The sequence below is a fragment of the Pseudomonas sp. LAIL14HWK12:I1 genome, assembly GCF_003202095.1.
Classification (GTDB): Bacteria; Pseudomonadota; Gammaproteobacteria; order Pseudomonadales; family Pseudomonadaceae; genus Aquipseudomonas; species Aquipseudomonas monteilii.
Genome location: NZ_QJKG01000002.1, coordinates 95,922 through 111,326, shown reverse-complemented (window position 1 = coordinate 111,326; position 15,405 = coordinate 95,922). Strand labels below are relative to the sequence as shown.

Here is a 15,405-nt window from a genome sequence, read left to right as displayed (position 1 = left end):
TCTTGATAAACCTCCTGTCACTGCCTACGCCTGTAAAAGGCGCGGTGGATAATCTGGAGAACGTGATGATCATCGGCAACAACCTTCACGTGGAAGCCTTCTTCGACAAGGCGACCTCAACCATTAGCTACTTGGTCATGGATGGCGAAACGCGCAAGTGTGCATTGATCGACAGCGTCCTCGACTATGATCCCAAATCAGGGCGTACCTGCACCGTCTCGGCGGATCAGTTGATCGACCGGGTGAAGGCGCTGGGCGCTGAGGTTCAGTGGGTGCTGGAAACCCATGTGCATGCCGACCACCTCTCGGCGGCTGCCTACCTGAAGCAAAAGCTGGGCGGCCACACCGCTATCGGTGCTCACATCACTCAGGTGCAGAAAGTATTCGGTGCGTTGTTCAACGCTGAGCCTGGCTTTGCCCGGGATGGCAGCCAGTTCGATGTACTGTTCGTAGACGAGGAAGGTTTCCGCATTGGCAACCTGCATGCCCGTGCCCTGCACACTCCGGGGCACACGCCCGCGTGCATGAGCTTCATGATCGAAGACGCTGGCGAAATTGCGGTGTTTGTCGGCGATACCCTGTTCATGCCCGACTACGGTACTGCCCGCTGTGACTTCCCGGGTGCCGATGCCCGCACCCTGTACCGCTCGATCCGTCGATTGCTGGCTTTCCCCGACCAGACACGGCTGTTCATGTGTCACGACTACCTGCCGGGTGGCCGCGACATGCAGTACGTCACTACCGTGGCCGAACAGCGCGCCAGCAACATCCACATTCATCAGGGCATCGACGAAGACAGTTTTGTCGCCATGCGTGAAGCGCGCGACAAGATCCTCGACATGCCGGTGCTGATCCTGCCTTCGGTGCAGGTGAACATGCGCAGCGGCCAGTTCCCCGCGCCGGAAGAGAATGGCGTGAGCTACCTGAAGATTCCGCTGAACAAGCTGTAACCGCCCTGCCCCATAATCAGATTTCCAGGATTTACCGCCATGCCTGCCTTGTTGTCCCCTGCCAATACCGACCATCACAAGGTGGTCATCGTCGGTGCCGGTGCCGCCGGTATCGCTACCGCTTCCAGCCTTATCAGCCGTGACCCGTCGCTGGACATTGCCTTGATCGATCCCGCCGAAGTGCATTACTACCAACCCGGCTGGACCATGGTCGGTGCCGGTGTGTTCAAGGCACCGAGCACTGCCCGCACCATGGCCTCGACCATTCCGCGCGGGGTACGCTGGGTCAAGGCGCGGGTGCAGGCTTTCGATCCGTTGGGCCAGTTGGTCGTCCTCGAGGACGGTCGCGCCATCAGCTATGAGCAGCTGGTAGTCTGCCCCGGCCTTACGCTGGACTGGGCGGCCATTGACGGGCTCAGCGAAACCCTGGGCCGCAACGGTGTCACCTCCAACTACCGCTACGACCTGGCGCCCTATACCTGGGAGCTGGTGCAGAAGCTCAAGCGAGGCCGTGCCATCTTCAGCCAGCCGCCCATGCCGATCAAATGTGCGGGCGCGCCGCAGAAGGCGTTGTACTTGTCTTGCGACCACTGGTTACGCCACGGCCATCTGGGGGCGGTGAAAGCCAGTTTCTTCAATGCTGGTGCTGTGTTGTTCGGTGTGGCGGACTATGTGCCCGCGCTGATGAAGTACATAGACAAATACGCCGTGGACCTCCATTTCTCCCACCGACTGGTGGCCGTGGATGGCCCGAACAAGCGCGCCACCTTCGTGTGCACCCTGGCCGACGGCAGCAGCGAAACGCACATCGAGGCCTTTGACATGCTCCATGTGGTCCCTCCCCAGGTGGCGCCGGCCTTCATTCGTGAAAGCCCGTTGGCCGATAACGCTGGCTGGGTCGATGTCGACCCGCATACCCTGCGCCACCGCAAGTACATCAACATCCATGCCCTGGGTGATGTGGCCAACACCAGCAATGCCAAGACTGCTGCGGCTGCCCGTAAGCAAGCGCCGGTCGTGGCCAACAACGTGTTGGTGGCATTGGGCAGGTTGCCTACCCTCGCCCAGTACGACGGCTATGGCTCGTGCCCGCTGACTGTAGAGCGCGGCAAAATCGTCCTGGCCGAGTTTACCTATGGCGGCAAGCTGGCGCCGAGCTTCCCCAGCTGGTTGCTGGATGGCCGCAAACCAACGCGCCTGGCCTGGTTGCTGAAGGCGCAAGCGCTGCCACCGTTGTACTGGCAAGGCATGCTGAAGGGCCGCGAGTGGCTGGCTCGGCCGCAGCCGTTGGGTGCAGAGGGTGGGAAGTGATCGAACATCAATTGTTGGGGGCGGGCCTGGGCGCGATCATCGGCGCGGTCCTGGCATTGACCGGCGCAGGCGGTGGCATTCTCGCAGTGCCTTTGTTGGTGTTCGGGCTGGGGCTGTCGATGGTCGAGGCCGCTCCGGTTGGCCTGCTGGCCGTAGGCCTGGCTGCAGCGGTTGGCGCGGTGCTGGGCCTACGACAGGGGCTGGTGCGTTATCGGGCGGCGCTGTTCATTGCGATGGTGGGTGTGGTTGCCGCGCCGTTCGGGCTGATGCTGGCGCACCGCTTGCCGAACACACCCTTGCAGTTGGTGTTCGCGGGTGTGTTGGTGTACGCCTGCCTGCGTATCTGGCGCAAGGCTGCCAAGGAGCTGCGCGGTGAGGCCAATGACGCCCATCGCTATATCGAACCCTGTGTGTTGAACCCGTTGCAGGGCCGCTTGCGCTGGACCCTTCCCTGCGCGCGTGCCCTGGCTTTCACCGGGGCGTTGTCCGGGTTAATGTCCGGCCTGTTGGGTGTGGGTGGAGGGTTCGTCATCATCCCTGCGCTGAACCGCTATACCAACCTGCGCATGGCCAGCATCGTTTCCACTTCGCTGGCAGTAATCGCCCTGGTATCCACCGGCAGTGTGGTCAGCGCCAGCCTGGCGGGGGTCATGCATTGGCAGGTAGGCGCCCCATTCGCCGCCGGCGCGGTGCTGGGTTTGCTGCTGGCACGGCCATTGACGGCCAGGCTGGCCGGGCCGCGTTTGCAGCAGATGTTTGCAGTGGCTGGTTGGGTGGCGGCCTTGCTGCTGGCCGGCAAGGCACTACTGGGCTAGCAATTCGTGCTGTTCTGCCGCACATAGCGCCAGCAGGTAGTCCCACACCACCCGCAGGCGCACCGATTTGTGCAGCTCGCGGCGGGTGCAGATCCAGTAGCTGCGCTGGATGGTCTCGCTCGGCAGCACGCGCACCAGCGTCGGGTCGTGGCGAGCCATGTAGTTGGGCAGCACGGCGATGCCTAGGCCGGCACGGGCAGCGGCCTGTTGGGCGATTACGCTGGTGCTGCGAAACACTACATTCGGGGCCCGGCAGAAACTGTTGAGAAACAGCAGTTCCTGGCTGAACAGCAGGTCGTCTACGTAGCCGATCCAGCTATGCCTGGCCAGGTCTTCGCGGTTGCGCAGGGGGGGCGCGCGGTCCAGATAGTTCTGGCTGGCGTACAGCGCCAGGCGGTAATCGGTAAGTTTGCGGGTGATCAGCAGGTCGGCATTGGGCCGTTCCAGGTGGATGCTGATTTCTGCTTCGCGATTGAGGATGCTGACGAAACGCGGTACGGCTACCAGCTCCACTTCCAGGCCGGGGTAGCGCTCGAACAACGCGTTCATGCGTGGGGTGAAGAACATGATGCCGATGCCTTCGGTCACCCCCAGGCGAATCTTGCCCAGCGGGGTGATGGCCTGGGTGATTTCTTCCTGCGCCAGCAGGGCGACATTTTCCATGGCCTCGGCGTGCTTGAGCAGGGCCTGGCCTGACGGCGTCAGCTCATAACCTTGGGCATGCTGTACAAACAGTGCGGTACCCAGGCTTTGCTCGATACTCTCGATGTGCCGGGCTACGGTGCTGTGGGTAGTGTTGAGGCGCTTGGCGGCGGTCAACAGACGGCCGCTGCGTTGCAGCTCAAGAAAAAACCGTAGATCGTTCCAGTCGAACATGCTGATCCTTTTTGGCAGTTCGTTCCGGCCCGCGAATGGGCCTGTCCAGGCTTGCTCCTGTGCTAAAACGCACAGCGGTTGCGCGAAATCTCGTGTTTCCTCCACGAAATTACTCACTAAGATGGATCGGGACAAGAATAAAAAACAGGCCCGAGGTTGCACATGCCATCAGCCGATTCTGTCTTCGACTACGTGGTCGTAGGGGCCGGTCCCGCCGGTTGCCTGCTGGCCAATCGTTTGTCCGCCGAACCTTCCTGCCGCGTTCTGCTGCTGGAAGCGGGTGGTCGCGACAACTATCCCTGGATTCACATTCCCGTCGGCTATCTCTATTGCATCGGCAACCCGCGCACCGACTGGTGCTTCAAGACCGAGGCCCAACCTGGCCTTGGCGGTCGCGCCCTGGGCTACCCGCGTGGCAAGGTTCTCGGTGGTTGTTCTTCGATCAACGGCATGATCTACATGCGTGGCCAGGCCGCTGACTATGACCGCTGGGCCGAGCAAGGCAATGACGGCTGGGCGTGGAAGGATGTACTGCCGCTGTTCAAGGCCAGCGAGAACCACTTTGCCGGCGCCAGCGAGCACCATGGCGGTGGAGGTGAGTGGCGGGTCGAACGCCAGCGCTACAGCTGGCCGATCCTCGATGCTTTCCGCGATGCCGCTGAGCAAAGCGGCGTCGGCAAGGTCGATGACTTCAACACCGGTGACAACCAAGGCTGTGGATACTTTCAGGTCAACCAGCGCAGCGGCGTGCGCTGGAACGCCTCCAAAGCCTTCCTGCGACCGATCAGGGACCGCGCCAACCTCACCGTGCTGACGGGCGTACAGGTTGACCAGGTACTGCTCAACAATACCCGGGCGCGCGCCGTGAAAGCGTTTTGGCAAGGCGCGTGGCACGAGTTTGCGGCGCGCCGCGAGATCATCCTGTGTGCTGGCGCCGTCGGTTCACCTGGCATTTTGCAGCGCTCAGGTATCGGCCCGCGTCAGCTGCTGGAAGGCCTGGGGATCGGTGTACGCCACGATATGCCGGGGGTGGGCGGCAACCTTCAGGACCACCTGCAACTGCGTCTGATCTACCAGATCCGCAACACCCGCACCTTGAACCAGATGGCCAACAGCCTGTGGGGCAAGATGGGTATGGGCCTGCGCTACCTCTATGACCGCAGTGGCCCGTTGGCCATGGCGCCGAGTCAACTGGGTGCATTTGTCCGTTCAAGCCCGGATCAGGCCACTGCCAACCTGCAGTACCATGTGCAACCGCTGTCACTGGAGCGCTTCGGTGAGCCGTTGCATCAGTTTCCGGCTTTCACCGCTTCGGTGTGCAACCTGCGCCCGGCCAGCCGCGGGCGTATCGACATCCGCAGCACCGACATGAACAGCACGCCGCTGATCGACCCCAATTACCTCAGCGACCCACAGGACCTGCGAGTCGCTGCCGATGCCATTCGCCTTACCCGGCGTATCGTCCAGGCCCCTGCCCTCGCGGCGTTCGAGCCCAAGGAATACCTGCCGGGCCCGGGCCTGCAAACCGAGGAAGAGCTGTTCGAGGCCGCTGGCAAAATCGGCACCACCATCTTCCACCCGGTCGGTACCTGCCGCATGGGCTCCGGCGCACTGGATGTTGTGGATAACCAGCTGCGCGTACACGGCATTCCCGGCCTGCGCGTAGCGGATGCTTCCATCATGCCGCAGATCACTTCCGGCAATACCTGCTCACCCACCCTCATGATCGCCGAAAAGGCGGCGCAACTGATTCTCAAAGGAGCTGCGACCCAAACCTATCTGAATGAAGACGCCTTACCGACGCCCTGACCGGGTGCGTGCAGTACCGGCGGCTTGCGGTCAGAGGCTGCCGACAGTGGAACAACAAGAATAATCACTGTGGCCTGCGGGCCGAGGACAGCAACGATGTCGGATTACATCCAAGAGCAGGGTGCGGCGGCCAGCAGCTCCAGCCGCCGTGAAGAACGCAAGATCATTTTCGCGTCATCCCTCGGGACGGTTTTCGAGTGGTATGACTTTTTTCTCTATGGCGCGTTGGCAGCGGTCATCAGCAAGCAGTTCTTCGCTGGGGTGAACGACACCACCGCCTTTATCTTCGCCCTCATGGCCTTTGCTGCCGGCTTCCTGGTGCGGCCATTCGGGGCGCTGGTGTTCGGCCGCCTGGGCGATATGATCGGGCGCAAGTACACCTTCCTGGTCACCATCGTGCTGATGGGCCTGTCCACCTTCGCGGTGGGGCTGTTGCCCACCTATGCCAGCATCGGCATCGCAGCACCGATCATCCTGGTGATTCTGCGGATGTTGCAGGGGCTGGCGCTGGGCGGTGAGTACGGCGGTGCTGCCACTTATGTGGCGGAGCACGCACCGCCCGGCAAGCGTGGCTTCCACACCGGTTTCATCCAGTCCACCGCCACCCTTGGGCTGCTGCTTTCGCTGCTGGTGGTGCTGGGCAGCCGCTACATCAGCGGCGACCAGTTCGAAACCTGGGGCTGGCGCCTGCCGTTCCTGCTGTCGATCGTGCTGCTGGCCATCTCGACCTGGATTCGTATGAGCATGCACGAATCGCCGGCGTTCGTGAAAATGAAGGCCCAAGGCAAGATCAGCAAATCGCCGATCCGTGAGTCGTTCACCTCCTGGCCAAACCTGAAGGTGGTACTTACCGCCCTGTTCAGCATCAACGCCGGGCAAGCCGTGACCTTCTACACGGCACAGTTCTACGTGCTGTTCTTCATGACCCAGATGCTGAAGATGGATCCGGCCCAGGCCAACACCCTGCTGATCATCAGTGTGGTGATCGGTGCGCCGTTCTTCGTGTTCTTCGGCTGGTTGTCCGACCGTATCGGCCGCAAGCCGATCCTGATGCTCGGCCTGCTGCTGGCCACCGTGCTGTACTTCCCGCTGTTCAAGGCGCTGAGCCATTACGCCAACCCGCAGATTGATGCCGCCAGCCGACAGGCGCCGATCGTGGTAACCGCCGACCCTAAAGGCTGCACCTTCCAGTTCGACCCGGTGGGCAAGGCGCGTTTCGACAGCCCGTGCGACAAGGTCAAGACGTTCCTGGTCAAGCAGGGCTTGCCGTACAAATCGGTGAGCGTGGCGGGCAGTGATGTAGTGGTGAATATTGGCGACAAGGCCATCAATGGCTTCGATGAAGCGGCCATGCGCTCGGCAGTGGAACAGGCGGGTTACCCGGCCAAGGCCGACCCGGCGCAGGTCAACCAGGTGTTGGTGGTGGTGCTGATCGTGGCGATGATCCTGATCGCGACCATGACCTACGGCCCCTTGGCGGCGGTGATGGTCGAACTGTTCCCGACCCGTATCCGCTACACCTCGATGTCACTGCCCTACCACATTGGCAACGGCTGGTTCGGCGGCTTCCTACCGACGGTCTCGTTCGCGTTGGTGGTGTACACCGGGGATATTTTCTACGGGCTGTGGTACCCGATTCTGGTGACAGGGGTGAGCCTGGTGGTGGGGATTTTCTGCCTGAAAGAAACCAAGGATGTGGATATCGACAAGGTGTGATGCTGTCCCCACGCCATAAAAAAACCGGCTGTAAAAGCCGGTTTTTTTATGCCCCGAAAAAACTTATGCACGATTTTAAGAAAAATGTCATACGTAGAAATAAACAGATAATTCAACTACTTAGAGATCACTTGAAGCATCTGATCGAAAAACTGCTCACAAGTTATCCACAGAACATCAAACTGTCTGTTCCTGGGGTTTTTCCGCTGCTGGTGGCAGCGAACCCATGGCCCGCTGAGTCGCCTCGTTCCACGCTGCGGCGCGGTCGTTGAGCTCTGCAATGGCACGTGGCCCGCTGCCATTGGCGTACATGGGTTCGCCAATGACCACCTCGATGGTGCCGGAGCGTTTGCCCCAACCCGTCTTTGGCCAGAACTTGCCCGCGTTGTGGGCAATCGGCAGTACCGGCAGCCCGGCATTTACCGCCAGAGCGGTACCGCCACGGGAAAACTTGCCCACAGTGCCGAAGGGCACGCGGGTGCCTTCGGGGAAAATCAGCACCCAGGTCTTCTGCTTGAGCAGTTCGTCACCCTTGCTCGCCACTTGGCGTAGGGCTTCCTTGGGGTTGTCGCGGTTGATCGCGATCGGTCGCAGCATGGCCATGGCCCAGCCGAAGAACGGCACATACAGCAGTTCGCGCTTGAGCACTTGGCTCAACGGCGAGAAGTACTGGGACAGGAAGAAGGTTTCCCAGGTGCTCTGGTGGTTCGACAGGATCACGCAAGGCTCATTGGGCACGTTCTCGGCGCCGGTGATCTTGTAGTCGATGCCGAGGATGGTGCGCACCAGAAACAGCGCGCAGCGGCACCAATATACGTTGATGAACTTGTAGCGCTTGGGGAACGACAGGAACGGCGCGACGAAAAAGCTCAGCGAGCACCACAGCAGCGAACTGGTGCCCAGCAGCAGGTAAAAAAGAAAGATTCTGATCGCCTGCAGGATCGACATAGTGGCTTGTACCATTGCGGGGCATGCCCGCCTGAGAAAAGTGCGCCCGAAGGCGCACTGATTAAATTAGTTCTCTGGCGATAGCTGCCAGATCGTCGAAAATCAGTGTAGTTTCAGGGACACCTTTTTCCAGGGTCCGCTCGCCCTTGCCGGTTTTCACCAACACGGGTTGTGCACCGACGGCCAGGGCGGCCTCCAGGTCACCTTTGCTGTCGCCAACAAACCAGATGCCCTCAAGGCCGACCTGATAATGCTCGGCGATGGCCCGCAGCATGCCAGGCTTGGGCTTGCGGCAATCGCAGCCCTCGTCCGGCCCGTGCGGGCAATACACGATATGGCCCACTTCGCCGCCCTGCTCTGCCACCAGCGCGCGCAGGCGCGCGTGCATCGCCTCGAGGGTTGCCAGTGTGTAATAGCCACGGGCAATACCGGACTGGTTGGTGGCCACGGCCACCGTCCAGCCCGCCTTGCTCAACTGCGCGATCGCTTCGACCGAACCTGGGATCGGTACCCACTCTTCCAGCGTCTTGATATAGGCGTCGGAGTCATGGTTGATCACCCCGTCACGGTCGAGAATCAGCAGTTTCAAGGCTTACCCCAGCAGCGAAATGTCGGCCACACCCAGGAACAGACCGCGCAGGCGGCTGAGCAGGGCATAACGGTTGGCGCGTACCTTGGCGTCTTCGGCGTTGACCATCACCGCCTCGAAGAAGGCGTCGACCGGGTCACGCAGGGCCGCCAGGCGGGCCAGCGATTCGCTGTACTGGCGTGCAGCAGCCATCGGTTGCACGGCCTGGTCGGCCTGCTGGATGGCCGAGTACAGGGAGAACTCGTTGGCATTGTCGAAGTACTTCGGCTCGACCTGTTCGGCGATGGCGCCTTCGGCTTTGCTCAGCAGGTTCGACACACGCTTGTTCACCGCAGCCAGGGCTTCGGCTTCCGGCAGCTTGCGGAAGGCCTGCACGGCCTGTACGCGCTGGTCGAAGTCCAGGGCAGAACCAGGCTGCAGGGCACGCACCGACAGGTAGGTGGCCACATCGATACCTTCGTCTTCGTAACGTGCACGCAGGCGGTCGAAGATGAATTCAAGCACCTGCTCCGACAAGCCGGCAGCCTTGACCTTGGCACCGAACTGCTTGACCGCGAACTCGACCGCACCGGTCAGGTTCAGGTCCAGCTGCTTCTCGATCAGGATACGCAGCACGCCCAAGGCAGCACGGCGCAGGGCGTACGGGTCTTTGCTGCCGGTTGGCAGCATGCCGATACCGAAGATACCCACCAGGGTATCGAGCTTGTCGGCGATGGCCACAGCAGCCCCGGTAAGGGTCTGCGGCAGCTCGGCGCCAGCACCGCGCGGCATGTACTGCTCGTTCAGGGCCAGGGCCACATCTTCCGGCTCACCGTCGTTGAGCGCGTAGTAGTAACCGGCAACACCCTGCATTTCAGGGAACTCGCCAACCATCTCGGTGGCCAGGTCGCACTTGGACAGCAGGCCGGCACGGCCAGCACGCTGGGCGTCGCCGCCGATCAGCGGGGCGATGAAGGCAGCCAGCCTGGAAACGCGCTCGGCCTTGTCGTACACAGTGCCCAGCTGGGCCTGGAACACCACGTTCTTCAGGCGCTCGTTGAAGGTTTCCAGCGGCTGCTTCTTGTCTTGCTTGAAGAAGAACTCGGCGTCGGTCAGGCGTGGGCGCACGACCTTCTCGTTGCCTTGCACGATCTGCTTCGGGTCGCGGCTTTCAACGTTGGCCACGGTGATGAAGCGCGGCAGCAGCTTGCCTTCGCTGTCCAGCAGGCAGAAGTACTTCTGGTTGTCCTGCATGGTGGTGATCAGGGCTTCCTGCGGCACTTCGAGGAAGCGCTCCTCGAACGAGCACACCAGCGGCACTGGCCACTCGACCAAGGCAGTCACTTCGTCCAGCAGCGCCGGTGGCACGATGGCAGTGCCTTCCTGCTGCATGGCCAGCTCGGCGGTACGCTTGCTGATCAGCTCGCGACGCTCGGCGAAGTCGGCCAGCACGTAGGCTTTGCGCAGGTCTTCGACGTAGTTGGCCGGGGTGGTGATGACCACGTTCTCCGGGTGGTGGAAGCGGTGACCACGGGATTCACGGCCGGCCTTCTGCGACAGGATGGTGCAGTCGACCACCTGGTCGCCCAGCAGCATTACCAGCCATTGGGTCGGGCGCACGAACTCTTCACGGCTGGCCGCCCAGCGCATGCGCTTGGGAATGGGCAGGTCGTTGAGCGAATCTTCGACGATGGTCGGCAGCAGGCCGGCAGTCGCCTTGCCCGGGATGTGCTGGGAGAAGCGCAGCTTGGGGCCGCTCTGGTCGATTTCGGCCAGCTCCACGCCACACTTCTTGGCGAAGCCCAGGGCAGCCTGGGTCGGCTCGCCGTCTTTGAAAGCAGCCTGCAGGGGTGGGCCGTCGATATTGATGCTGCGGTCAGGCTGCTGCACGTCCAGCTGGCGAATCAGCACGGCCAGGCGACGCGGTGCGGCATAAACCTGCTTGCCGGTGTAGTTCAGGCCAGCAGCCTGCAGGCCCTTCTCGATACCGGCCAGGAAGGCTTCGCCGAGGCTGGCGAGGGCTTTCGGTGGCAGCTCTTCGGTGCCCAGTTCTACCAGGAAATCTTGAGCACTCATTGTGCAGCCTCCAGCTTAGCCAACACTTCGTCACGCAGTTCAGGGGTGGCCATCGGGAAGCCCAGGCGTGCGCGGGCTTGCAGATAGCTTTGCGCCACGTCCCGGGCCAGGGTACGTACACGCAGGATGTAACGCTGGCGCTCGGTTACCGAGATGGCGCGGCGGGCGTCCAGCAGGTTGAAGGTGTGCGAGGCCTTCAGGACCATTTCGTAGGTCGGCAGCGGCAGCTCCAGCTTGATCAGGCGGTTGGCTTCGCTTTCGTAGAAGTCGAACAGTTCGAACAGCTTGTCGACGTTGGCGTGTTCGAAGTTGTAGGTCGACTGCTCCACTTCGTTCTGGTGGAACACGTCGCCATAGGTGACCTTGCCGAACGGGCCGTCGGCCCACACCAGGTCGTACACCGAGTCGACGCCCTGGATGTACATGGCCAGGCGCTCCAGGCCATAGGTGATTTCACCGGTGACCGGGTAGCACTCGATGCCGCCTACCTGCTGGAAGTAGGTGAACTGGGTGACTTCCATGCCGTTCAGCCAGATTTCCCAGCCCAGGCCCCAGGCGCCGAGGGTTGGCGATTCCCAGTTGTCTTCGACGAAGCGGATGTCGTGCACCAGCGGGTCCAGGCCGATGGCTTTCAGCGAGCCGAGGTACAGCTCCTGGAAGTTGGCCGGGTTTGGCTTGAGCACCACCTGGAACTGATAGTAGTGCTGCAGGCGGTTGGGGTTCTCGCCATACCGCCCGTCGGCAGGGCGACGGCTGGGCTGCACGTAGGCGGCGTTCCAGGTTTCTGGACCCACGGCGCGCAGGAATGTTGCGGTGTGGAAAGTGCCGGCGCCTACTTCCATATCGTAGGGCTGAAGCACCACACAACCTTGAGCTGCCCAGTAGTTTTGCAGGGCGAGGATCAGGTCTTGGAAGGTACGCACGGCTGGCGTAGGCTGGCTCACGAAATTCACCTGTATCTGGGGATGCGGATGTAAAGAGCGGGAGTATAACCTGATTCGCCTCGCCCTCTACTCATTGGAGCCTTATGCCACGCTGCTTTTGGTGTACCGACGATCCGTTGTACCAGGCCTATCATGACCAGGAATGGGGAACGCCACAGCGCGACCCGGCGTTGCTCTTCGAGATGCTTTTGCTTGAAGGGTTCCAGGCGGGGCTTTCGTGGATCACTGTTTTGCGCAAACGCGAGCGTTATCGCGAGGTGATGTACGGCTTCGACCCTGTGCAGTTGGCCGCCATGAGCGACGAACGCATCGAAGAACTGATGCAGGATGCCGGCATCATCCGCAACCGGCTCAAACTCAAGGCCGCCCGGCGCAACGCGCAGGCCTGGCTGGCTGTGGATAACCCTGCCGAGTGGTTATGGTCGTTCGTTGGCGGGGAGCCGAAGGTCAACCATTTCGCGGGCCGTAGCGATGTGCCGGCGGTCACCGATGAAGCCAAGGCCATGAGCAAGGCCCTGCAGAAAGCCGGCTTCACTTTCGTCGGCCCGACCATCTGCTACGCCTTCATGCAGGCCACCGGCATGGTCATGGACCACACCACCGATTGCGATCGCTACGCCGCCTTGTTGCGTTGAGGGGTTACAATGCGCGCCTTGCTGAAATAAGGAATTCGCCTGTGGAAAAGTTCAAGGGCGCCCTGATGGTCGGGGTGCTGCGCCTGTTTGCCAAGCTGCCCTGGGGCGCTGTGCAGCGCGTCGGCGCGGGTATTGGCTGGCTGATGTGGAAGATCCCCAACAGTTCGCGCAACGTGGTGCGCATCAACCTGGCCAAGTGTTTCCCGGAGATGGACCCGGTTGCCCGTGAGCAACTGGTTGGCCAGGCACTACGGGATATTGGTAAGTCCTTTGTCGAAAGTGCCTGTGCCTGGATCTGGCCGCCGCAGCGCTCGCTGGAGCTGGTCAAGGAAGTGCACGGCCTGGAAGTGCTGGAACAGGCCCTGGCTTCGGGAAAGGGTGTGGTGGGCATTACCAGCCACCTGGGCAACTGGGAGGTTTTGAACCACTTCTACTGCAACCAGTGCAAACCGATCATCTTTTACCGCCCACCCAAGCTCAAGGCAGTGGATGACCTGCTGCGCGAGCAGCGCGTGCAGATGGGCAACCGGGTGGCGCCTTCCACCAAGGAAGGCATTCTCAGCGTGATCAAGGAAGTGCGCCGAGGTGGCCAGGTAGGCATCCCTGCCGACCCGGAGCCAGCGGAATCGGCGGGCGTGTTCGTGCCGTTTCTCGGTACCCAGGCGCTGACCAGCAAGTTCGTGCCGAACATGCTGGCCGGTGGCAAGGCGGTGGGGGTGTTCCTGCATGCGCTGCGGCTACCGGATGGCTCGGGCTTCAAGGTGTTCCTGGAGGCGGCGCCGGAGGCGATGTATAGCACCGACGTGACCGAGTCGGCGGCGGCGATGAGCAAGGTGGTCGAGCGCTATGTGCGCGAGTACCCGAGCCAGTACATGTGGAGCATGAAGCGCTTCAAGAAGCGCCCGGCGGGCGAGCCGCGCTGGTACTGAGATTTTGGGGGCGCTTCGCGCCCCATTTGCAGGCAAGCCAGCTCCCACTCGGTCCCTGTGGGAGCTGGCTTGTCGTGGCGACGAACCGCTGCGATGGGCTGCAAAGCCGCCCCGGCAATTTCAGACTTTGTTGAGCTTCTTCAGAAACACGGTCATCTCTTTCTCGGCCTGCTTGTCCCCATGGGCCAGAGCTGCCTCGATCCCCTCCTCCCAGGCTTTGCGCGCCGCCGCCAGGTCACCCTGCAACTGATACGCCTTGCCCAGCAGCTTCCAGGCTGCGGAGTACTTCGGATCCTGCTCAACACACCGGGCTAGGTGCTCCGCCGCTTCAGCGCCGTTGCCTTCATCCAGCCAGGCCTTGCCCAAGCCAAACCTCAGCAGCGGGTTATCCACACCCTTGGCCAGCATCTTCTCCAGCGATTCGCGCATGCCCTCTTCTCCTAGAAGAAACTCAAGCCGACGTGGAACAGCTTTTCCACATCCCGAATATGCTTTTTATCCACAACGAACAGGATCACATGGTCACCCGACTCGATCATGGTGTCGTCGTGGGCAATCATCACCTCTTCGTCACGAATGATCGCGCCAATGGTGGTGCCCGGCGGCAGGGCAATATCCTCGATCGCCTTGCCCACCACCTTGCTCGACTTCGAATCCCCGTGCGCCACTGCTTCGATGGCCTCGGCCGCGCCACGGCGCAGCGAGTGCACACTGACAATGTCGCCACGGCGCACGTGCGCCAGCAGGGTGCCGATGGTGGCCAACTGCGGGCTGATGGCGATGTCGATATCGCCGCCCTGCACCAGGTCGACATAGGCCGGGTTGTTGATGATGGTCATCACTTTGCCCGCGCCCAGGCGCTTGGCCAGCAGCGACGACATGATGTTGGCTTCGTCGTCGTTGGTCAGGGCCAGGAAAATATCGGCGTCGGCGATGTTCTCTTCGAGCATCAGGTCCTTGTCCGACGCGCTGCCCTGCAGCACCACAGTGCTTTCCAGGGTATCGGAGAGGTGCCGGCAACGGGCCGGGCTCATCTCGATGATCTTCACCTGGTAGCGGCTTTCGATGGCCTCGGCCAAGCGTTCGCCGATCTGTCCGCCCCCGGCGATGACAATGCGCTTGTTGGTTTCGTCGATGCGGCGTAGCTCGCCCATCACGGCGCGAATGTCCTTCTTCGCGGCAATGAAGAACACTTCGTCGTCAGCTTCGATTACCGTGTCGCCCCGTGGGGTGATCGGCCGGTCGCGGCGGAAGATGGCCGCCACGCGGGTATCGACGTTGGGCATGTGCGCACGAATCTGGCGCAGTTGCTGGCCGACCAGCGGGCCACCGTAGTAAGCCTTTACCGCCACCAACTGGGCCTTGCCTTCGGCGAAATCGATCACCTGCAGCGAGCCCGGGTGTTCGATCAGGCGCTTGATGTAGTTGGTCACCACCTGCTCGGGGCTGATCAGCACGTCGACCGGGATATGGTCGTTGTCGAACAGCTCTTCGCGGGTGAGGTAGGCCGACTCGCGTACCCGGGCGATCTTGGTCGGGGTGTGGAACAGCGAATAGGCTACCTGGCAGGCGACCATGTTGGTTTCATCGCTGTTGGTCACCGCTACCAGCATGTCGGCGTCGTCAGCGCCTGCCTGGCGCAGCACCGTCGGCAGCGAGCCGCGGCCTTGCACGGTGCGGATGTCCAGGCGGTCGCCCAGGTCGCGCAGGCGGTCGCCATCGGTGTCGACCACGGTGATGTCGTTGGCTTCGCTGGCCAGGTGCTCTGCCAGCGTACCGCCTACCTGGCCTGCGCCGAGGATGATGATCTTCATCCGCTACTCCCTAC

General features: G+C 61.9%; 14 protein-coding genes. 7 read left to right on the top strand and 7 right to left on the bottom strand.

The annotated features are described in order from the left end of the window. Positions 1–65: 65 nt before the first annotated feature. Genes D906_RS05430 through D906_RS05420 form a run of 3 tightly spaced genes read left to right on the top strand, consistent with a single transcriptional unit; the run spans position 66 to position 3,076 of the window. A complete protein-coding gene (locus D906_RS05430) occupies positions 66–950 on the top strand; it encodes an MBL fold metallo-hydrolase (protein ID WP_027614797.1) in 885 nt (294 codons plus the stop codon). A gap of 39 nt (positions 951–989) precedes the next feature. After that, on the top strand, positions 990–2,261 hold the full coding sequence (locus D906_RS05425) for an FAD/NAD(P)-binding oxidoreductase (RefSeq protein WP_019099409.1): 1,272 nt from the start codon (positions 990–992) through the stop codon (positions 2,259–2,261). Next, positions 2,258–3,076: a sulfite exporter TauE/SafE family protein gene (locus D906_RS05420; protein WP_019099408.1), complete on the top strand. Its 819-nt coding sequence runs from the start codon at positions 2,258–2,260 to the stop codon at positions 3,074–3,076. Before D906_RS05425 ends, D906_RS05420 begins: the two co-directional genes overlap by 4 nt. Here D906_RS05420 and D906_RS05415 read toward each other — a convergent pair. Continuing rightward, entirely contained in the window at positions 3,065–3,952 is an 888-nt protein-coding gene (locus tag D906_RS05415; RefSeq protein ID WP_019099407.1) for a LysR family transcriptional regulator, read from the bottom strand. The genes D906_RS05420 and D906_RS05415 overlap by 12 nt on opposite strands. A gap of 162 nt (positions 3,953–4,114) precedes the next feature. On the opposite strand from D906_RS05415, the gene D906_RS05410 reads away from it, so the two are divergent. Both D906_RS05410 and D906_RS05405 read left to right on the top strand, forming a co-directional pair. Continuing rightward, positions 4,115–5,761 (top strand): GMC family oxidoreductase, encoded by a 1,647-nt coding sequence (locus D906_RS05410; protein WP_025754221.1) that lies wholly within the window; start codon positions 4,115–4,117, stop codon positions 5,759–5,761. Positions 5,762–5,857: 96 nt separating this feature from the next. After that, a complete protein-coding gene (locus D906_RS05405) occupies positions 5,858–7,477 on the top strand; it encodes an MFS transporter (protein WP_027614796.1) in 1,620 nt (539 codons plus the stop codon). Positions 7,478–7,654: 177 nt separating this feature from the next. Here the strand turns inward: D906_RS05405 and D906_RS05400 are convergent, their stop codons facing one another. The 4 genes from D906_RS05400 to glyQ are packed head-to-tail and all read right to left on the bottom strand — an operon-like array spanning position 7,655 to position 12,013. After that, entirely contained in the window at positions 7,655–8,440 is a 786-nt protein-coding gene (locus D906_RS05400; protein WP_027609961.1) for a 1-acyl-sn-glycerol-3-phosphate acyltransferase, read from the bottom strand. Between the two features lie 46 nt (positions 8,441–8,486). Then, a complete protein-coding gene (gmhB, locus tag D906_RS05395; protein WP_016712789.1) occupies positions 8,487–9,014 on the bottom strand; it encodes a D-glycero-beta-D-manno-heptose 1,7-bisphosphate 7-phosphatase in 528 nt (175 codons plus the stop codon). A 3-nt stretch (positions 9,015–9,017) separates the two neighbouring features. Continuing rightward, a complete protein-coding gene (gene glyS / locus D906_RS05390; protein ID WP_019099403.1) occupies positions 9,018–11,069 on the bottom strand; it encodes a glycine--tRNA ligase subunit beta in 2,052 nt (683 codons plus the stop codon). After that, positions 11,066–12,013 carry a glycine--tRNA ligase subunit alpha gene (glyQ, locus tag D906_RS05385; RefSeq protein WP_003253126.1) on the bottom strand — a complete coding sequence of 316 codons (948 nt, stop codon included), beginning with the start codon at positions 12,011–12,013 and terminating at the stop codon, positions 11,066–11,068. The genes glyS and glyQ overlap by 4 nt, the downstream gene beginning before the upstream one ends. Before the next feature lie 83 nt (positions 12,014–12,096). Here glyQ and D906_RS05380 point away from each other — a divergent pair, with 83 nt between their 5' ends. Then, positions 12,097–12,648, top strand: a complete 552-nt coding sequence (locus D906_RS05380; RefSeq protein WP_016712791.1) for a DNA-3-methyladenine glycosylase I — start codon at positions 12,097–12,099, stop codon at positions 12,646–12,648. Positions 12,649–12,689: 41 nt separating this feature from the next. Further along, positions 12,690–13,577, top strand: a complete 888-nt coding sequence (locus tag D906_RS05375) for a lysophospholipid acyltransferase (protein ID WP_016712792.1) — start codon at positions 12,690–12,692, stop codon at positions 13,575–13,577. Positions 13,578–13,697: 120 nt separating this feature from the next. On the opposite strand, the gene D906_RS05370 is transcribed toward D906_RS05375, so the two are convergent. Beyond that, on the bottom strand, positions 13,698–14,006 hold the full coding sequence (locus D906_RS05370; protein WP_019099402.1) for a tetratricopeptide repeat protein: 309 nt from the start codon (positions 14,004–14,006) through the stop codon (positions 13,698–13,700). Between the two features lie 11 nt (positions 14,007–14,017). Beyond that, on the bottom strand, positions 14,018–15,391 hold the full coding sequence (trkA, locus tag D906_RS05365) for a Trk system potassium transporter TrkA (protein WP_016712794.1): 1,374 nt from the start codon (positions 15,389–15,391) through the stop codon (positions 14,018–14,020). Positions 15,392–15,405: the final 14 nt, after the last annotated feature.